22 protein-coding genes and 2 pseudogenes are annotated in these 18333 nt (G+C 64.7%); 15 read left to right on the forward strand and 9 right to left on the reverse strand.

All coding sequences use genetic code 11. The annotated features are described in order from the left end of the window. Nucleotides 1-3: 3 nt before the first annotated feature. Complete coding sequence (locus B5D62_RS22440) at nt 4-429, reverse strand: hypothetical protein (RefSeq protein WP_139374025.1); 426 nt, start codon at nt 427-429, stop codon at nt 4-6. 370 nt (nt 430-799) lie between these two features. Here B5D62_RS22440 and B5D62_RS33000 point away from each other — a divergent pair, with 370 nt between their 5' ends. Then, the gene (locus tag B5D62_RS33000; protein WP_139374026.1) at nt 800-1126 is read left to right on the forward strand and encodes a hypothetical protein; all 327 of its coding nucleotides are present in this window, start codon (nt 800-802) and stop codon (nt 1124-1126) included. 176 nt (nt 1127-1302) lie between these two features. Here the strand turns inward: B5D62_RS33000 and B5D62_RS22450 are convergent, their stop codons facing one another. Then, a complete protein-coding gene (locus B5D62_RS22450) occupies nt 1303-2445 on the reverse strand; it encodes a 4Fe-4S dicluster domain-containing protein (protein WP_085936175.1) in 1143 nt (380 codons plus the stop codon). 202 nt (nt 2446-2647) lie between these two features. Beyond that, the gene (glgA, locus tag B5D62_RS22455; RefSeq protein WP_085936176.1) at nt 2648-4099 is read right to left on the reverse strand and encodes a glycogen synthase GlgA; all 1452 of its coding nucleotides are present in this window, start codon (nt 4097-4099) and stop codon (nt 2648-2650) included. Between the two features lie 331 nt (nt 4100-4430). Here glgA and atpD point away from each other — a divergent pair, with 331 nt between their 5' ends. Genes atpD through B5D62_RS22500 form a run of 9 tightly spaced genes read left to right on the forward strand, consistent with a single transcriptional unit; the run spans nt 4431 to nt 10936 of the window. Next, nucleotides 4431-5858 carry a F0F1 ATP synthase subunit beta gene (atpD, locus tag B5D62_RS22460; RefSeq protein WP_085936177.1) on the forward strand — a complete coding sequence of 476 codons (1428 nt, stop codon included), beginning with the start codon at nt 4431-4433 and terminating at the stop codon, nt 5856-5858. Next, a complete protein-coding gene (locus B5D62_RS22465; protein WP_085936178.1) occupies nt 5855-6271 on the forward strand; it encodes a F0F1 ATP synthase subunit epsilon in 417 nt (138 codons plus the stop codon). Before atpD ends, B5D62_RS22465 begins: the two co-directional genes overlap by 4 nt. Before the next feature lie 2 nt (nt 6272-6273). Then, nucleotides 6274-6573: an AtpZ/AtpI family protein gene (locus tag B5D62_RS22470; protein WP_231714899.1), complete on the forward strand. Its 300-nt coding sequence runs from the start codon at nt 6274-6276 to the stop codon at nt 6571-6573. Further along, nucleotides 6570-6842, forward strand: coding sequence for an N-ATPase subunit AtpR (locus B5D62_RS22475; protein WP_170921076.1), 273 nt, complete (start codon nt 6570-6572; stop codon nt 6840-6842). The genes B5D62_RS22470 and B5D62_RS22475 overlap by 4 nt, the downstream gene beginning before the upstream one ends. Next, entirely contained in the window at nt 6842-7534 is a 693-nt protein-coding gene (locus B5D62_RS22480) for a F0F1 ATP synthase subunit A (RefSeq protein ID WP_085936181.1), read from the forward strand. The genes B5D62_RS22475 and B5D62_RS22480 overlap by 1 nt, the downstream gene beginning before the upstream one ends. Then, complete coding sequence (locus tag B5D62_RS22485) at nt 7531-7776, forward strand: F0F1 ATP synthase subunit C (RefSeq protein WP_085936182.1); 246 nt, start codon at nt 7531-7533, stop codon at nt 7774-7776. Before B5D62_RS22480 ends, B5D62_RS22485 begins: the two co-directional genes overlap by 4 nt. A gap of 4 nt (nt 7777-7780) precedes the next feature. Then, nucleotides 7781-8542, forward strand: coding sequence for a F0F1 ATP synthase subunit delta (locus B5D62_RS22490; protein WP_085936183.1), 762 nt, complete (start codon nt 7781-7783; stop codon nt 8540-8542). Further along, nucleotides 8517-10073, forward strand: a complete 1557-nt coding sequence (locus B5D62_RS22495; protein ID WP_085936184.1) for a F0F1 ATP synthase subunit alpha — start codon at nt 8517-8519, stop codon at nt 10071-10073. The genes B5D62_RS22490 and B5D62_RS22495 overlap by 26 nt, the downstream gene beginning before the upstream one ends. Next, the gene (locus B5D62_RS22500) at nt 10073-10936 is read left to right on the forward strand and encodes a F0F1 ATP synthase subunit gamma (RefSeq protein WP_085936185.1); all 864 of its coding nucleotides are present in this window, start codon (nt 10073-10075) and stop codon (nt 10934-10936) included. The genes B5D62_RS22495 and B5D62_RS22500 overlap by 1 nt, the downstream gene beginning before the upstream one ends. A 106-nt stretch (nt 10937-11042) precedes the next feature. Here B5D62_RS22500 and B5D62_RS22505 read toward each other — a convergent pair whose 3' ends face one another. From B5D62_RS22505 to B5D62_RS22515, 3 genes are read right to left on the reverse strand one after another with little or no spacing between them, the layout of a single operon-like run. After that, entirely contained in the window at nt 11043-12284 is a 1242-nt protein-coding gene (locus tag B5D62_RS22505) for an MFS transporter (protein WP_085936186.1), read from the reverse strand. Then, nucleotides 12281-12982: a class I SAM-dependent methyltransferase gene (locus tag B5D62_RS22510; protein WP_085936187.1), complete on the reverse strand. Its 702-nt coding sequence runs from the start codon at nt 12980-12982 to the stop codon at nt 12281-12283. Before B5D62_RS22510 ends, B5D62_RS22505 begins: the two co-directional genes overlap by 4 nt. Nucleotides 12983-12996: 14 nt before the next feature. Further along, nucleotides 12997-13731, reverse strand: a complete 735-nt coding sequence (locus tag B5D62_RS22515) for an MBL fold metallo-hydrolase (protein ID WP_085936188.1) — start codon at nt 13729-13731, stop codon at nt 12997-12999. A 78-nt stretch (nt 13732-13809) separates the two neighbouring features. On the opposite strand from B5D62_RS22515, the gene B5D62_RS22520 reads away from it, so the two are divergent. From B5D62_RS22520 to B5D62_RS22530, 3 genes are all read left to right on the forward strand, one after another. Next, nucleotides 13810-14466 (forward strand): ArsR/SmtB family transcription factor, encoded by a 657-nt coding sequence (locus B5D62_RS22520; RefSeq protein WP_085936189.1) that lies wholly within the window; start codon nt 13810-13812, stop codon nt 14464-14466. Further along, nucleotides 14463-14831, forward strand: coding sequence for a GFA family protein (locus tag B5D62_RS22525; protein WP_085936190.1), 369 nt, complete (start codon nt 14463-14465; stop codon nt 14829-14831). Before B5D62_RS22520 ends, B5D62_RS22525 begins: the two co-directional genes overlap by 4 nt. A gap of 65 nt (nt 14832-14896) precedes the next feature. Continuing rightward, a complete protein-coding gene (locus B5D62_RS22530) occupies nt 14897-15514 on the forward strand; it encodes a methyltransferase domain-containing protein (RefSeq protein ID WP_085936191.1) in 618 nt (205 codons plus the stop codon). A gap of 616 nt (nt 15515-16130) precedes the next feature. On the opposite strand, the pseudogene B5D62_RS22535 reads toward B5D62_RS22530, so the two are convergent. Further along, nucleotides 16131-16340, reverse strand: a pseudogene (locus B5D62_RS22535) (GDCCVxC domain-containing (seleno)protein); the annotation flags it as partial. Then, complete coding sequence (locus B5D62_RS33660; protein WP_085936192.1) at nt 16337-16729, reverse strand: hypothetical protein; 393 nt, start codon at nt 16727-16729, stop codon at nt 16337-16339. The pseudogene B5D62_RS22535 and the gene B5D62_RS33660, both read right to left, overlap by 4 nt. Before the next feature lie 68 nt (nt 16730-16797). Here B5D62_RS33660 and B5D62_RS22545 point away from each other — a divergent pair, with 68 nt between their 5' ends. Both B5D62_RS22545 and B5D62_RS34045 read left to right on the forward strand, forming a co-directional pair. Then, nucleotides 16798-17307: a MerR family transcriptional regulator gene (locus tag B5D62_RS22545; RefSeq protein ID WP_085936193.1), complete on the forward strand. Its 510-nt coding sequence runs from the start codon at nt 16798-16800 to the stop codon at nt 17305-17307. 17 nt (nt 17308-17324) lie between these two features. Next, a pseudogene (locus B5D62_RS34045) lies at nt 17325-17606 on the forward strand (YnfA family protein); the annotation flags it as partial. Between the two features lie 138 nt (nt 17607-17744). Here the strand turns inward: B5D62_RS34045 and B5D62_RS22555 are convergent. Further along, on the reverse strand, nt 17745-18224 hold the full coding sequence (locus B5D62_RS22555; protein ID WP_139374027.1) for an HAD-IC family P-type ATPase: 480 nt from the start codon (nt 18222-18224) through the stop codon (nt 17745-17747). Nucleotides 18225-18333 lie beyond the last annotated feature (109 nt).

The raw sequence follows: 18333 nt of genomic DNA on the forward strand, positions 1-18333 counted from the left end.
CGGTTAGCTATGCGGCGGCAGCGCGATCCGGGCATCCCTCAGCGCTCCTTCCAGCGCGCTGATGTCGCTCGCGTCCCCGGCCCGGCACTTGGCCGCGGCGACGTTGGCAGCCGCGTTGGCCGACTGCATACCGCCGCTCTTGCCGCCCTTGTTCAGGTACTGGTCGTAGCGCGCGACGAGCTCGTTGCAATACTGAAGACTGGTCGGCGCGGAGGCCTGCTGCGTGCCAGGGGTCTGGCCGGTTGAGCACGGAACGCCGACATAGGCCATCTTGTCGGTGGACCACGTCTCGGGCCCGCAGTTGCTCGCCGACGACGTGCCACCCTGGCCCCCGGGGCACGGAACACCGACGTAGGTCATCTTATCGGTGGACCAGGCCTCCGGCCCGCATTTGCTCGTCGAGGATGCGGCGCTCTGGGCGTGGGCCAATGAGGCCATCCCTGCAAAGAGAATTCCTGTCAGTATGAGTGTACGAGTCATGGTGGAGATCCCTTTCTACTCCCCCTAGTCTCCTCCATTGAGCGCTTCCCGCCTGACGATGTCCTGACCCTGTGCTGACACTAGCCTGACACTGGCGATTTTTTTTCGAATTCAAACTCAGCCCTTCAGTTCCTCGCGCAGCATCTCGAGTTCCCAGCCATTCCGTCTCGGCGGCCTCCGAGCTCGGCCTGGACAGCCCCTGAAGGCAGGCGACAGTCAGTCTGGCGTAAGCGAAGTCCCCTAGACTCCAACCGAATGAAGGACGCTCAAAGATCATCGAGAATTGTCGTGTCTCCGGCCATGCTCAAAGCGGGGGCCGATGCACTCGGCCAACATCGTTCCCTCGACGACTACGCGCTCGTTGCGGAGATTTACCGAGCAATGGTGCGGGCGGCGCTTCGCACAGAACGTTCCGCGCGACCACCTCACCTTCTGCACGAGCGAGACGAAGAGTAGTCGCGTGCTGCCGAACTGGCTCTACTCAAAGCCGCGTCCGGTGCAATTCCCACTTTGGCTTTTGGCGGGCGATATCGTCGAGATCGGTGGTCGTGTCTATGTCTTCAGGGGTTTGATCCGCCGTTTCAAGCGGCTAGACGATCTACATCGCCACTTCCAATTCTACAATCCGCGCGAGAGCGAGCAATGAGATGCGGCCTGTACATGTTCCCGAAAAGAGGGTGCTGGTCGGCGGGATCGCCCTCGCGGAACAAGTACTGGCCGGCCTCGAAGCGGACGTTCCTGGCGCAGCCGCAGACCAGCTTGCAATAGACCTCGTCCAATCCGGCAAAGAAGCGATGCTCGCTCACGATTTGCTCGAGGGGCCTAACCTTCATGTTGCCCTCCTTTGGCCGATTCGCTCTCGCGGATTGCCGACACCTCCTCCGTGATGTCGATGCCCACGGGGCACCAGGTGACGCATCGGCCGCAGCCGACGCAGCCCGAACTCCCGAACTGGTCGATCCAGGAGGCAAGCTTGTGAGTCATCCATTGCCGGTAACGCGAGCGCGCGCTGGCGCGGACGCTGCCGCCATGGATGTAGGAGAAATCCATCGTGAAGCACGAATCCCAGCGCCGGCTGTGGCTGGTCGTTTCACCGGCGAGGTCGCTCGACTCCTCGACCGAGGTACAGAAGCAGGTCGGACAGGCCATGGTGCAGTTGCCGCAGGTCAGGCAGCGAGCGGCAACATCGTCCCAGCGCGGATGATCGAGATTGCGCATGAGCAGGTCGCGCAAGTCGTCCGAGCGCATCGTTCGGCCCATCGTTGCGGCCGTCCGGGCCAGGACTGCCCTCGACTCCTCGATCTCCTCCGTGGTTGCAGGTCGCTGAGGCAGCTGCGCGAGCACATCGCGACCGGGTGCGGAAGCGGCCTCGGCAATGAACCTGCGCTGCCCGTCCACGACGATCTCAGTCAACGCGATATCGAACCCCGCTTCGACCGTCGGCCCGGTCTTCATCGATACGCAGAAGCAGATCCCGCCCGCCGCACTGCAATTCAGCGCCACGATGAACGCGCCATCCCGTCTTGCGCGATAGTGCGGATCGACGTATCGCCCGCCAAGCAGGACCCGGTCCTGGATCGCGATGGCGTGCAGTTCGCAGGCGCGCACCCCAATGAAGGCGAAGCACTCATTGGACGGGAGCTCGGGAAGGATCCGCGCACCTTCTCCGTCGCGCACGGCCTGCCACAGGCGTTGCACCGGCTGGTGAAGGAACCTCTTCCAGCTCTGCGGTCCCACGGCATAGCCAAAGAGCGCGTCGTCTTCGCGCCGCACCAGGCGATAGTGGCCGCCCGCCTGCTCGTCGGTCCAGCCTCGTGGCAGTTCCGACAATTGAGCTATGTCGTCATAGACGATTGCCTTGTCGCGCAACGTCGGTCCTACGACGCGGAATCCTCGGCCTCTGAGTTCATCCAGGAGGCCCTGCAGCGCGTCGACCGTCAACGTTACCTTGTCGGTCCTTTCCATGGGAACACGTTCCGCACGCATATAAGAAGCTTAGCGCCCACCGGCACGATGGTCAGCCGCTCTCTCGATCCTTCGAGTTAGCGCTCCGACGCCTATGGGGGGTGTCGCACGCGTACGCGAGGTCGCCAAGATCCAACGAGCGAACTAATCTTGCGCGCGTCTGCTCCGACGTCTGCGCCCATGGGCCGTTCAATCGCTGGCCTCATCTACATCTCGCCATATCGATATACAGACTTGCGTATGTAGCGGCACTGGCGTCCCAGCTAAAATCTTGTGACATCGCTTGTTCTTGCAGCCGTCGCCAAGTCAGCGAGTCGTGATAGATACACATCGCGCGCAGCGCCGCGTTGAGTAGTGCGGCCTGATCCGCCTCCTCGAAGGAAAATCCTGTCGCCTCGCGGCGTTTCAAGGTCTCGGCCGTTGTGTCGATGACAGTGTCGGCCAGCCCGCCGGTGCGCCGTACCACGGGGAGCGTCCCGTATCGCAGCGCATAGAGCTGCGTCAGCCCGCAGGGCTCGAAACGCGCCGGGGCAAGCAGGATATCGGCGCCAGCCTGGAGCCGGTGCGCCATACTTTCTTCGAACGAGAGATTGATTGAGACTTGCCGCGGATAACGGCGGCCGGCGTCAGCAAGCGCTGCCTCGAGCGAGGGATCGCCTTCTCCGAGCAAGGCGAACTGTGCGCCTGCTTCGATAAGCGTTGGAATGGCCTCGGCCACCACATCCGCCATCTTCTGCTGTGTGATGCGGCTGCAAAAGCCGATCAGCGGACACGTCCTGTTGCTCTCGAGACCGAATTCTTTTTGTATGGCTTCTTTGCAGATCCGCTTGCCGGATAAATTGTGTTGCCCGTACGGATTGGCCAGATATCCATCTTCCGCCGGATTCCATTCATCTGTGTCGATGCCGTTCAGGATTCCCGACAGGTCGCCGGCACGTTCCCGCAGGAGTCCATCCATTCCGCAGCCGAATTCGTGCGTCAGAATTTCCTGAGCATAGGTCGGGCTCACAGTGGTGATGCGATCGCTATACCGGATCGCGGCCTTCATGAAGGATATTTGATCATAGAATTCGATGCCGGCCGGCGTGAACAGGCTTTGCGGCACACCCACTTTGGGGAGGAGATGCTTGGGGAAGTTCCCCTGGAACGCGAGGTTGTGGATTGTGAACACTGTGGCGGGCCGCGGCTTGGGCTTCAACGAAAGCAACAAGGGTAACAGGCCAGCGTGCCAATCATTGGCATGCACAACGTGAGGGACCCAGTTGCCCACCAGACCTTCTGCAATAAGGCTCGCGGCATGGGCGAAATAGGCGAAGCGCTCGGCATTGTCGATCCAGTCTGCGCCGTTTTCATCCTGGTAAAGGCCGCCCGTGCGACTGAACAGCGAGGGCGCGTCAATCAGCAGTGTCGGCACCGAAGAGCCCGGAACGCGACCCGAAAGGACCGCTCCGCCACTGATCCCGAGAAGTGGAGGCAATTGTGCGATTGTATGGATGTCTTGTAATGCAGCCTTTGCCTGTGAATAAGCAGGCAGGACGACACAGACATCCACACCCAGCCCATGCAGCGAGGCGGCCAGGCCGCGAGACACATCTCCCAGTCCACCAGACTTAGCCAATGGGTGCAGCTCTGATGTCACAAATAGTATGCGCATCCGCCGGGCGCTCCTGCTCGCCCAGTGATGCTACTGACCGGCCGTTGACGTCGGTTTGATCTGGATCAGGTGTTGTGCGGGAGCTGTGAGTGGAAACAGCTCTTGGCGAGTGGAACTGGCAGACATCCGAGACGTCGCGGAGCGCCGACAGCAAAGCCGCGGTAAACAAACGATATTTGATCTATGACAATGCGCTATTGCACCGATTTTGATGGGTTTGGCCTCAGTACATCTGGCTACGGTGCGCAACGCGATGGGCGGGCCTCCGCGATCACGGAAGCTGGCACTGTGCAACCTATTGTCGCAATCCAGCAGGATCGGACGTTTCCAAATGGAGCAAGCGACACGATCGACAGGCAAGGTACTCGCCGTCCGCGGCGCTGTCGTCGACGTGTCCTTTCAAGAAGGCGAGCTGCCTCAGATAGATGAAGCTCTCGTCGTAGAGAGCGGGCTACTCGGCTCGATCGTCGTCGAGGTCCAGGCGCATCTCCACTCCAAAGCGGTACGCGGCGTGGCGCTACAGTCCACCGCCGGGATGCGCCGGGGAGAGCGGGTTCGCGCCACCGGCAGTCCCATCACCGTACCTGTGGGCGACCTTATCCTTGGTCGCCTGCTCGACGCCACCGGTGACGTTCAAGATGGCGGGCCCGTCTTGCCGACGGACCTGGCACGCTCGCCGATCCATCGAGCGCCGCCGCCGTTGCGCGACCGGAACTCGGCAACGTCGATTTTCGAGACCGGCATCAAGGTCATCGATCTGCTGGCACCTCTGCCTCAGGGCGGCAAGGCCGCCATGTTCGGCGGCGCGGGCGTCGGCAAGACCGTCGTGGTCATGGAGCTGATCCACGCCATGGTCCAGAGCTACCAGGGCATCTCCGTCTTCGCAGGGGTCGGTGAGCGATCGCGCGAGGGTCATGAGCTTCTCTCGGAGATGCGCCGATCCGGCGTGCTCGATCGCAGTGTGCTGGTCTATGGCCAGATGAACGAACCGCCGGGTGCGCGCTGGCGGGTCGGCATGACGGCGTTGACGATCGCCGAATACTTTCGGGACGTGAAGAAGCAGAACGTCCTGCTGCTGATGGACAATGTCTTCCGGTTCGTCCAGGCAGGCAGCGAGGTCTCCGGCCTGCTCGGGCGGCTGCCGTCACGCGTCGGCTATCAGCCGACCCTCACCAGCGAGGTCGCGGCGCTGCATGAACGCATCGCCTCGGTCGGCGGGCAGGCCGTGACTGCCATTGAAGCGGTCTATGTGCCGGCCGACGACTTCACCGACCCGGCAGTCACCGCCATCTCCAGCCATCTCGACAGCATGATCGTGTTGTCGCGGTCGATGGCTGCCGAGGGGATGTATCCCTCGATTGATCCGCTGCGCTCGTCGTCGATATTGCTCGATCCGGTGGTTGTCGGCGAAGAACACTACCGCATCGCCGAGGAGGTCCGCGAGGCGATCGCGCGCTACGTCGAGCTGCAGGACATCATCTCCCTTCTCGGCGTCGAGGAACTGAGCGCTCGAGATCGCTTGATCGTCTCGCGAGCAAGACGCCTGCAAAGGTTCCTGACGCAGCCCTTCACCGTCACCGAGGCTTTCACGGGAAAGCCCGGCCGTTCCGTGCCGCTCAAGGACACTCTCGCCGGTTGCCGCAAGATCCTGGACGGCGTCTCCGATAGTTGGCCGGAGAGTGCGCTCTACATGGTCGGCGCCATCGAAGAGGCACATGAGAGGCTCGAAGGCGCCGCTGACGCTGCGAAGGCGTCATGAGGCTCCTCATCACAACCCCGACCGCGGTGGTGGTCGACGAGCCCGCCGTGAGCTCGGTGCGGGCCGAGGACGAAAGCGGCAGCTTTGGCATCCTCGACGGCCACGACGACCTCCTGACCGCGCTGACGGTTTCCGTCGTGAGTTGGCATCGGCCAGGTGACCGCCCGAGGTACTGCGCGGTGTGTCGCGGTATTTTGTCGGTCGCCAACGGCCGGGAGGTTGCGATCGCCACCCGCGAAGCCGTCATGGGCGATGACCTCGACCGTCTGGAGCGGGTGGTTCTTGCCGAATTTCACCAACGGGCCGAGAGCGAGCGTGCCGCCAGGGCGACGGGGCTCGAGCTCGAGATGAAAGTGATCAGGCAGATCGTTCGCTACCTGCGGCCTGAGCGGCATGGCGCCGGCGAGCGATGAGCATGACTGCGGGCGCTTCCGGTCCCAGACCGCCACATGACGAAGAGATGGCAGCCGCGGCGCGCCGCCAGAGCAAACGGCGCCAGCATTGGCTCACGGAAGGCGAGCCATCCATCGCGCGCTTCGTCGGGCAGATCGGTGTGCTCGGATGGATCGTGGTTGCGCCCATTCTGATCGGCCTGTTCGCCGGCCGATGGCTCGACCACAGGTTCGGAACCGGCATTTTCTGGAGTGCGCCCCTGCTGCTGGTGGGCGTGGTGATCGGCAGCTTCTCGGCCTGGAAGTGGATAAAGAGGCAATGACGGCGCATCTTCCCTTTCTGTTGGCGTGGTTCATCGCCGGGGCGATCCTCGGCACCCTGCATTGGATGTCACTGCGCTGGAGCATCGGGCTGTTTGCCGCCGGGCGATCCGTACTGTTGCCCTTCCTAACTCAATTGGCACGTTTCGCCTCGATCGGCGCTGCCCTCACTTTCGCCGCCGTCCATCAAGGCGCCTACGCGCTCCTGGCTTCGGCGGGCGGCGTTCTGGCCGCGCGCGCAGTGGCCCTTCGTCGGGCAGCGAGGACCTGATGGGCTCGCCCCTCGCCACGAAGGTCGTGTTCACGCTGGGACCGGTCACGGTCACCGAGCCCGTTGTTGTGACCTGGGGACTGATGGTGCTCTTGACGCTCGCCGGTATCCTGATCCGGCCTCGCCTTTCGATCATCCCGTCGCGCAGCCAGGCGGCGCTGGAGGCAATAGTCGTGGCCATGCAGGATCTGATTCGGGACACGATGCGGAGATCTCCCGAACCTTACCTGACGCTCCTTGGCACGATCTTCATTTTCATCCTGCTGGCCAACTGGTCGTCCGTGGTGCCCGGCATCGAGCCTCCGACGGCGCATATCGAGACCGATGCTGCACTGGCCGTTATCGTCTTCGTTGCCGTCATCTACTTCGGCATCCGTGCCCGCGGACTGGCCGCCTATCTCCGGACGTTTGCCGAGCCGACGTTGCTGATGGTGCCTTTGAACATCATCGAGACCTTTACCCGAACTTTTTCGCTCATCGTGCGCCTGTTCGGGAACGTCATGAGCGGTGTCTTCATCGTCGGCATTATTCTCTCGCTGGCCGGTCTGCTGGTGCCCATACCATTGATGGCACTCGATCTGCTGACCGGCGCGGTTCAGGCCTACATCTTCACGGTGCTGGCCATGGTCTTCATTGGCGGGGCGGTCGGCGAGACTCGTTCCGCCGATGGCAAGCAAGGAGACGCAGCATGAATTGGTTGGAGATCGTCAGCATCGCCGCGGCGGCCATAGCCGTCTCGTTCGGCGCCATCGGCCCCGCCTTGGCGGAAGGACGCGCGGTCGCCGCGGCGATGGACGCCATCGCGCGACAGCCCGAGGCCGCCGGCACGATTTCGCGCACGCTGTTCGTGGGCCTCGCCATGATCGAGACGATGGCGATCTACTGTCTCGTGGTCGCTCTTCTCGTCCTGTTTGCCAATCCGTTCATTCGCTAGGGCAATGCATATCGATTGGTGGACGCTGGCTCTTCAGACCGTCAACGTCCTCATCCTGGTCTGGATCCTCGGTCGGTTCTTCTTCCGTCCCGTGACGGCGATCGTCGCCAAGCGGCAGGAGGCGGCGAAGAAGCTGCTGTCGGACGCCTCGTCGATTCGGCATCAGGCGGAGGAGGCGCGATCGCAAGCGGACAAGGCGCGCGCCGAGTTGGACGCGCAGCGGCTGCGATTCCTCGATCAGTCGCGACAGGAAGCGATGGCCGAGAAGGCCCGCCTGCTCGATGAAGCCTCCCGCGACCTGGCGAAGATGCGCGAGGCGGCCGCCGCCGCCGCCGAGCGCGACCGCGTTGCGTGCGACAGCGCGATGATGCGGCATGCGGGCGAATTGTCACTCGAGATCGCGCGGCGCCTGCTGTCGCGTGTGCCGCCCGACATGGCCTTGCAGACTTTCGCCGAGGAGCTCTGTCGGGAAGTGCGGTCCCTGCCGGATTCGTCGCGTGCCGGCCTTATATCGATGTCGAAGCCCGGCGGAACGATCGAGGTATTGACCGCGACCGACTTGTCCGACGAACAGAAGCAATACCTGCGTCGCAAGCTCGTGGAAGCGCTCGGCGCCGAGGTGCCCATGACCTTCCGGCGGGACGAGACCTTGATGGTGGGATTGGAACTGCGCGGTCCCACGACGGTCGTGCGCAACAGCTGGCGTTCCGACCTCGAACGCATTCGCGAGGAGCTCACTGATGACGGACGTCTCGGCAAGACTTGACGCCTGGCTGGACGACGCCCGACGACGCCTGCGCGCATCGACGCTCGGCGTCATGGCGGAGGAGCTCGGGTGTGTCGAATCGGTGGCGGATGGCATCGCATTGATCAGCGGCCTGCGCCGGGTGCGTCTCGACGAGCTCGTCCGCTTCGAAAAGGGCCAGATGGGTTTCGTGCTCACCCTGGAACGGGATCTGGTGGGCTGCGTGCTGCTCGACGAGTCCGAGGGGATCGAGGCCGGGCACGAGGTTCGCGGCACCGGCGAAATAGTGCGCGTGCCCGTGGGGCCGGAACTGCTCGGCCGTGTCGTCGATCCGCTGGGCAGGCCGCTGGATGGCGGGGCGCCCATCGAAGCGCGCGAACACGAAGCGGTGGACCGGCCGGCGCCGTCCATCATCGACCGCGATTTCGTCACCGAGCCGGTGCAGACTGGCCTTCTGGTTCTCGACGCGATGTTCGCGCTGGGGCGCGGCCAGCGCGAGCTGATCATCGGCGACCGCGCCGTCGGCAAGACGTCCATCGCCGTCGACTGCATCATCAATCAGCGCGAGAGCGACATCGTCTGCGTCTACGTGGCGGTCGGCCAGAAATCCTCGACGGTCAGCCGCGTGATCCAGGCCATCCGTACGCACGGCGCCTTCGAACGCTGCTTCTTCGTGTGCGCCGCGGCTTCGGCGGCGCCGGGCCTGCAGTGGCTCGGTCCCTTCGCCGGGTTCACCATGGCCGAGTATTTTCGCGATCGGGGCCAGCACGCGCTCGTCGTCGTGGACGACATGACCAAGCACGCCGCGACGCACCGCGAAATCGCCTTGCTGACGCGCCAGCCGCCGGGCCGCGAGGCCTATCCCGGTGACATCTTCTACGTCCACGCGCGGCTCCTGGAACGGGCGGCCAAGCTGGGGAAGAGGGCCGGCGGCGGTTCCCTGACGGCGCTGCCGATCGCCGAGCTCGATGCGGGCAACCTCAGCGCCTACATACCGACCAACCTGATCTCGATCACCGACGGCCAGATCGTCCTCGATTCGCGGCTCTTCCAGGAAGGCCACAAGCCCGCGGTCGATATGGGCACGAGCGTCAGCCGGGTCGGCGGCAAGACGCAGGCGCCGGCGCTGCGAGAAGCGTCGGAGACGTTGCGGCTCGACTACGCGCAGTTTCTCGAGCTGGAAGTGTTCACGCGCTTCGGCGGAGTCACGGACCGCCAGGTCCGCGGTCGTCTGGAGCGCGGCCGGCGTATTCGCGAAATCCTGTCGCAGCCGCTGCACGCGCCCTTGCGGCTGGCCGACGAGGTCGCCCTGGTCCATGGCGTCCAGGCCGGATTGCTGGACGGGCTGCCGGTCGAAGCGGTCCGCAGCTTCCGCAGCCAACTCCCGGCGTGGCTCGATCGGCTGGCCGGGCCATCGGTCGCCGATATCCAGCAGCACGGCCGGCTGACGCCGGTTGCGCGCGCCGGGTTGGAGAAGGCCGTTCGCGCGCTGGTGGCGGCCATTCAGCCGCCGGGACAGACGCCGCCGCGGATGACAAAGGGGAGCCCTTGATGGCGGAGCGCCTGTCCGACCTCAGCGCGCAGATCGAGAGCGTCCGTCAGTTGGAGGCGGTCGTTACGGCCATGCGCGGCATCGCCGCCTCGCGGGCCCAAAGCGGGCGCACGCTTCTGCCGGGCATCGACGCTTATGCCTGGGTCGTCTCGCGGGCGATCGGTGCGGCCCTGAACCTGATACCGGGCGAGGGCGACGGTTCGCCGTCGCCGCCCGACCGGGCCAAGCGCCGGAGCCTCGTGTTGTTCTGTGCCGAGCAGGGGTTTGTCGGCGCCTTCAGCGAGCGCGTGCTCGACCGGGCCACCGGCGTCCCTCCGGAGACGACCCTCCTGCTGGTGGGGACGCGGGGAGCCATGCTGGCCCGGGAAAGGGCGATGGCGCCGGCCTGGACGTCGCCGATGGCGACCAGCGCAGCCGCCGTTCCGCACCTCGCGAGCCGCCTTGCCGAAACGCTCTATGCCCGCATTTCGAACGACGGTCTCGCCTTCGTCGACATGGTCTATTCGCGGACTGCCGCGTCGGGCGGCATCGAGATCGAGCGCCGCTCGCTGCTGCCGCTCGACTTCGGCCAGTTCAGGCGTCCCATCGAGCGCAGGATTCCGCTGACCAATCTCGCTCCGTCGCGCCTGCTCGCGCGCCTGGCTTCGGAGTATGTGTTTGCCCAGCTTTGTCAGGCCGCCATGCTGGCGTTCGAGGCCGAGAATGAAGCGCGCATGCTGGCGATGGGCGCGGCGCGCACGAACATCGATGCCAAGCTCGACACGCTGCACCGGCGCGAGCGACAGTACCGTCAGCAGGAAATCACGGCCGAGATCCTGGAACTGGCAACCGGAGCCGACGCTTTGATGCGAGGTCGAAAGTAAGCCGATTGAGCGCCAGCACCGAGATCGCGGACGACGCTGGTGGCTTCCAGGGAGGCCGGGAAAGTTCCGGCGCCGGCAGGGGATTGCATCGGCTTCGGCCGTTTTTTCATTGCTGGCGGCTTTCCTTCATGACGGCGGCGACGACGGCGCCCGACGCGAAGGTCAGCAAGCCGATGGCGCCGATCGCCGAGGCGGCGCCGAAAAGGTCGGTGATGATGCCCGCCGACAGCGCGCCGATCGCGTAGCCGAGGTCGCGCCAGAAGCGGTAGACGCTGAGCGAGAGCGCCCGCCACGAGGGGTGCGAAGCATCGGACACCGAGGCGATCAGGGTCGGATAGACCATCGCCGTGCCCAGCCCCAGCAGCACGCTGGCAGCGAACCACCACCAGAAGGTCGCGGTGAGCGCGGTGAGGAAGAGGCCGGCCGCCTGCACCCACATGCCGCCGACGATCAGGCCCCTGCGGCCCCAGCGGTCGCTGAGCGGTCCGGTGATCGTCTGCAGCACGCCCCACACGGCGGGATAGACCGCCTTCAGGATGCCGATCTTCTCGACGCCGAGGCCGAAGCCCGCGAAGAACAGCGGGAAAATGCCCCAGCTCATGCCGTCGTTGAGGTTGTTGACCAGGCCGGCCTGCGAGGCGGCGAACAGGTTGCGGTCGCCGAACGAGGCGCGATGGAAGATCTGCCAGAAGCGCAGCGCCTCGGTGGCCGCCGCGTGCCCCGCCGTCTCGAGCCTGACATGGTGACGCGTGTCACGCACCAGCAGGAGTGAAAGGCCGAGCCCCAATACCGCATAGGCGATGCCGAGATAGAACGGCTCGGGACGCAGGCCGTAGCGCTGGGCAAGATAGCCGGTCAGGAAGGCGGTCAACCCGACGGAGAGGTAGCCCGCGAACTCGTTGAGGCCGACCGCCAGTCCGCGCGACTTCGGCCCGACCAGGTCGACCTTCATGATCACCGTCATCGACCAGGCGAAGCCCTGGTTGATGCCGAGCAGGGCGTTGGCCGCCACCACCCAGCCCCAGCTCGGCGCCCAGCCGATCATGAACGGCACCGGCAGGCCGACCAGCCAGCCCAGGATCAGCATGTGCTTGCGGCCGTAGATGTCGGCGAAGTGCCCCGACACCAGATTAGCCAGTGCCTTGACGACGCCGAAGCTCACGATGAAAGAGACGACGATGGTGGTCGAGGCGATCTTGAATTCCTCGGCGCCGATCAGCGGCACCACCGTGCGCTCAAGCCCGACCATGCCGCCAACGAAGGCGTTGACCAGCACCAGCAGGGAGAATTGCCGCCAGTTCTCGCGCAAGCCGAGCCGCACGCCCCGAGAGTCGGCGGGCGCCGTCATGGCTTCTCCGCACGCAGTGCCAGGAAGGCGGCGCCGAAGGTGCCGAGACGTCCGAACCACCGGTCGAACGGTGCCATCACGCGCGCGAGCCAGCCGATCCGCGGATAGTAGACGGCGCCGCGCAGCGCCGTGACCCTGAGGCCCGCCTGCTCGGCGAGCGCGCGCAGTTCGCCCGGGGTGCGGAAGCGGGCCGCCTTCCAGGTGCGCGACCCCAGCCATCCCCGCACGCGACGCTGGGCGGCCCACAGGCTCCATCGACCGAGCTCGCCGAGAACGAGCCGGCCGCCCGGCCGCAGCACCCGCGCCATCTCGCGAAAGGCACCGGTGGCATCCGGCAGGAAGCAGAGGACGGTGATCGAGGCGACGACGTCGAAGCTGGCGTCGGGGAAAGGGAGCCCCTCGAGCCTGCCCTCGGTGAACGTCGCCTTGACGCCTGCATCAGCCACGCGTTTTTGCGCGGCGAGCAGCATCGCCGGATCGGGATCGACGCCCGTCACCTCGGCACCCTTTGCCGCCATTGTAGCGACCAGCGCGCCGTCGCCGCAGCCGGCGTCGAGAAGGCGCACGCCCGAGACGTCGCCCGCCAGGTCGAGGACTGCGCGCAACTCGATCGCTTCGGTGAGCGCGCCGAGCGATTGCGCCCGCCAGGCTTCGTAGGCCTTCGGTCCGATGGTCGTCGGTGCACCGCTCGCGTTCATGCCCTGGTACCGGGCTATGCGGCGAGCAGCCCCGCATTGATCCCGCGCAAACGCGCTGCCTGCGGCGGCGGGGCGGGAATGTCCTCGAGCATCAAGCGCACGAACGCCGCCTCGTCGTCGATGCGGAACGCCGCGTTGTGGCGCCGCTCGAAGCCGACGGTCGAGGCAGGCTTGCCGCTCAGCCGCCGCCCGCACACCGAGCCGGAATAGGCGCCGGGCAGCACCTCGACGTAATCCGGCAGCGCCTTCAGGCGCTGCAGGCTCTTGAACAGAATCCGCGCACCCTCGTCGGCCGCCGAGGCGAGCTCGGTGCGTCCGACATCGCCCACCATCAGCGTATGGCCGGTGAGGACGAACCATGGCTCCTCGGCGCGGGTGTGATCGGTCACCAGCAGGCAGAGGTGCTCGGGCGTATGGCCGGGCGTGTGGAGGACCTCGGCGGTGACGTTGCCGAGCGGCAGCACGTCGCCGTGGTGCACGCCGCGGAACGGCACGGACGCATCGGCCCCGGCGAACATCGCGTACTCGGCACCCGCCGCGTCGGCGAGCCGACGGCCGGCCGACAGATGATCGGCATGCAGGTGGGTGTCGACGACGTAGAGGATCTTCATGCCGGTGGCGTCCGCGGCGGCGAGGTAGGGCTTGACGTCGCCCAGCGGATCGACGACCGCAGCCGACGCCTTGCCGCCGCAACCGAACAGATAGGAGATCGCCACCGGATCGGCGTGGAGGAACGGGCGCAGGATCATGGGGTGTCTCCCTGAAATCGACCACTGACATCACTTAATTTATTGATTGAATGATTCCGGACCACTAGGCTTCTGTCAATGAGCCGCGCCAAACTTCAGGTCTTTGAGCAATTTGCCGAATTGGCACGCGTCCTGGGCCACGCACACCGACTCGAACTGCTCGAATACGTAGCGCAGGGCGAGCGCTCGGTGGAGCGCCTGGCGCAACTCAGCGGACTGTCCGTCGCCAACGCCTCGCAGCATCTCAAGCAGTTGCGGCTGGGCGGCTTCGTGCAGGCGCGCCGTGACGGCAAACGTGTTCTCTATGGCCTGGCCGACGGCCCCATCCTGTCGCTGCTCGCAGCGCTCCGAACCTACGCCGAGCGCAACCGCCCCGAAGTGGGCAAGATCGTTTCGGACTACTTCCATCGTCTCGACGAACTCGAGCCCGTCTCACGCAAGGAGCTGGTACACCGCCTGAAAGCCGGCACCGTGGTCGTTCTGGATGTGCGCCCTCAGGACGAGTTCGTGCTTGGCCACCTTCCCGGGGCGGTCAACATCCCGGTCGACGAGTTGAAGCGCCGCCTTGCCGATATCCCGAAGAACCAGGAGATCGTCGCTTACTGCCGCGGCCCCTATTGCGTCTTCTCCTTCGAGGCCGTCGCCCTTCTGCGCCGTCACGGCTACAAGGTCCGCCGCCTGCAGGACGGCTATCCCGAGTGGAGGGCGGCCGGGCTGCCCGTTGGTTCGTCATGAGCGACAAGTTCGAAGGCGGCTGCCTCTGTGGCGCCGTCCGTTTCCTCGCTACTGGGGCGCCCAAAGGAGTGTTCTGGTGTCATTGCCAGAGCTGTCGCCGGCACAGTGGTGCGCCGGTCTCGGTCTTCGTCGGTATCGAGCTCCATGCCTACACGGTGACGAAGGGAGAGATCACGAAGTTCAAGTCTTCGCCGGGCACGACGCGCGGCTTCTGCCGAGCCTGCGGCTCCACGCTGACCTGCGAAGTCAGGCAACTGCCGACCGAGACGCATTTCCACGTGGGCGCGTTCGATGATCCGACCCAGTTCGAGCCATCGAAGCACTTTTTCCGCAATGAGCAGCTGCCGTGGCTGCACTTGAAGTGAGCGTAGCTTTGTGGGCCAGTGGCCTCAGTAGCGGACGACCATCACCGGCCGATGAGGAGATCGAGATGAGCATTGCCGCGAAAGACGACGTCACCGTCGACGCTGACGTCCTGCGAGATCAGGTCAGGGATAAGTATCGCGAGGTTGCCACCAATCCCCACGGCGAACATCACTTCCATACGGGACGCTACCTCGCGGCGCACCTGGGATACGACGACGTCTTCGTCGCGTCTTTGCCTGATGTGGCCGTCGAGTCCTTTGCCGGCGTGGCCAATCCGTTCTCCCTGCGGCCGCTGCAAGAAGGCGAGCGGGTCGTCGATGTCGGGTCGGGAGCGGGCTTCGACTCGTTCGTGGCGTCCCACTTTGTCGGGCCAAACGGCAATGTGGTCGGTGTCGACATGACGCAGGAGATGCTGAGTAAGGCGCGATCGACGGCTGCCTTGCTCGCCAACGCGACCGTCGAGTTCCGTGAAGGACTGGCTGAACGACTGCCGGTAGAGGACGGCTGGGCCGACGTTGTCATCAGCAACGGGGTGATCAACCTGTGCGCCGACAAACGGGCCGTCTTCGCGGAAATCCATCGAGCGCTGCGGCCCGGTGGATGGCTGCAATTCGCCGACATCGCCAACGGCAATCCGGTTCCGGCCTCGGCACTCAACAATGTCGACCTTTGGACGGCTTGAATTGCCGGTGGTCTGCCGTGTGCAGCCTGGCAGCAGATGTTGGAAGAAGCAGGATTCACCGATGTCCGGATCGGCCCGCCGATAGACACCTTCAAGGGTGCGCGCGGCGAAAAGAATGCACGCCGGTTCGCCGTGTATGGCTATGCCTTCTTGGCGCGTAAGCCACGATAAAACTGTGATCAGCCGAAGCGGGCGACCCCTAACAGGGCTGCCAGGAGGCCTGTGCGGCGTTTGGGTGGTCACAACGAAGAAATAGGCGGATGGTCTATGCCCTGAATCGCCATCCGGCCCTCGGCGCAATGCCAAGACGCGTTGCCAAGTCCTCGACCGCCGTGCTGTTGGAAGCCTGACCGCGAATCCCGAACGAGATCAAACCGGCCCCTTCCGTTACCGTGAACTCGAGGGTCGCGCAGCATGAGCGCTCCTTCTCGGCGAGCGCGTCGAGCGCAGCGCGCAAACCTTCTCCCTTCTTGAAACGCAGTGCCAGGCCGTCCGGCGTGCGCTCCGCCATGCCGCCGAAGGCCTGCATGAGTGCCGCGATTTCCGCCATCCGCTCATGGAATGCGGCCGGCTGCAGCGAGCAAACCTCGGGGACCGTGCTTGTCGGTTCGGCGCCACAGCACGCGTTTCCGTCTCCTATCTGAATCGGCGGACAGGGAACCGATCCATAGGAACAGAAGACACAGCAATCGCCGTGCTTCGGCTTGAGCTGGCGGCCACAGCCGGCGCAGGTGTAGAAGTAGAGGCAGGCATGCGTCGGCATGGTCTCGACCGCCTGAGTGCCGCAATCCGGGCAGGTCAGCGTCGACTCCAGGATCGGGGTCATAGCGGCGGCTCCATCCAAAACGTCAGGGCCAGTAGGCCGAAGGCCAGGACGACGGTGACGTAAGTGAAGCGGTCTAGGACCGGCCGACTGCACGGACCCGCAACGCCACAGGCACGCGCGCGGCGTTGGCGCCATAGGAGTAGGACGGTGCCGAGGAGGCAGATGACCGCCGCGGCGAGAACATAGAGTTGATAGGGCCCGACCAGTTCTGCGATTGCAAACAGCCCGGCCGAGCTGATGCCGAGTGCGCCGAGAGCGATCGGCAGCGCGCAGCAAGATGCCACACCAAATGCCGCCAGGACCGCGCCCGCGGCAAACGTCGTCTTGGCGACGTCGCGGCCGGCTTCTGCCGGAGCTATCGGAGCGCGTGTGTTGTGAAGATCAGCCATGGTCTGGCGAGCCTAGACCTTGTAGGAACTACAAGGTCAAGTATGTCCGGAGTGAAGGCGGTGGAACCATGGCCGGTACAGGGATGATGTCGATTGGCGCTCTTGCCAGACGCTCGGGCGTGCTGGCTGAAACCATCCGTTATTACGAGACGGAAGGGCTCTTGCGTAAGCCAGAACGCTCCGCGGGTGGCTACCGGCTGTACGACGCCTCCGATGTCGAGCGGCTGTCGTTCATCCGCCATGCGCGAGACCTCGGATTCAAGCTCGATGCCGTGAGACAGCTACTTGGTCTTGCCGACCGCAAGGTGAATACCTGCGACGAAGTCCAAGAGCTGGCTGGCGCGCATCTGGCAGAGGTACGCGCGAAGCTCGCGAACCTGCGTCGGATGGAACGCGTATTGTCGGACCTCATCCATTCCTGCGAGGGCAGCACGGTGCCCGAATGCCTGTTGCTGGAAGCCCTGGCAGCGCCCACGGTGAGAGTAGCTATGCCCAAAACGGCTCCCAGAACAGGCGTTGATGCAGCCAAGGATCCGACCGCCATACGCCGCTCGCGGTCACGGCGCCGCGTCAGATGATTTCTTCGATAGATCGCATGGCCAAGGCTCTCTTGATCTATATCAGCGCGGCACTCGCGGAAATTGCCGGTTGCTTTGCCTTCTGGGTATGGCTGCGGAGCGGCAAGTCGCCAGTCTGGATCTTGCCGGGCATGGCTAGTCTGGTCGCGTTCGCCTGGCTACTGACCTTGATCGACTCTGACTATGCCGGCCGTGCCTATGCTGCTTATGGCGGTATCTACGTAGCGGTCTCTATCGCCTGGCTTTGGCTTCTCGAGGGAGCGCGACCCGACCGTTGGGACATTGTTGGAGCCGTCGTGGTTCCTTTTCGGCCCGCGTTCGACGTAGGCAACGCTCGAAGGCCTCGCGAGCCAGCTGGCGACCGATCAGGCGGGCCAGGCGGACGAGAACCTCGTTCGCTTGGCCAATCCTACCGGGGGGCGCATCCACCAGCCCAACTACGGGCGCGCACCAATCGGCGGCGTCGCATCTCTGCTCTGTAGAAGGCGCAGGGCATTGAACACGACGAGAAGCGACGCGCCGACGTCTGCGGCAATGGCACCCCACAAGCTCGCCATCCCGACGAATGTCAGCACGAAGAACAGCGCCTTGACGCTCAGCGAAAAGGCGATGTTCTGGCGGATCACAGCCAGTGTCCGCTTGGCGTGACGGATGAGCCAAGGAAGCCTCGAGATGTCGTCAGTCATCAAGGCAACGTCGGCCGTCTCGATGGCGGCGTCGCTGCCGATGGCCCCCATGGCGATCCCCAGGTTCGCTCGCGCAAGCGCAGGGGCGTCGTTCACGCCGTCGCCCACCATGGCGACGGTCTCGTAGCGGCTCACGAGCTGCGGTACCGCCAAGTGCATCTCCGGCAGAAACACCTCACGCCGAGTGCGCTTGCCGCCGTCTTCCGCGTCCGAGAAACTTAGCTCCTTCATCTACTCAACCCGACCACCAATCCGACAACACTACGCACCAGCTGGTGACTTGTTCTGAGAATCACTGGTCGGATCGCTCTTTCTGCGCAGCCGCTCTCTCCAACTTGGC

Origin of the sequence: Enhydrobacter aerosaccus (assembly GCF_900167455.1) — a bacterium.
GTDB lineage: Bacteria > Pseudomonadota > Alphaproteobacteria > Reyranellales > Reyranellaceae > Reyranella > Reyranella aerosaccus.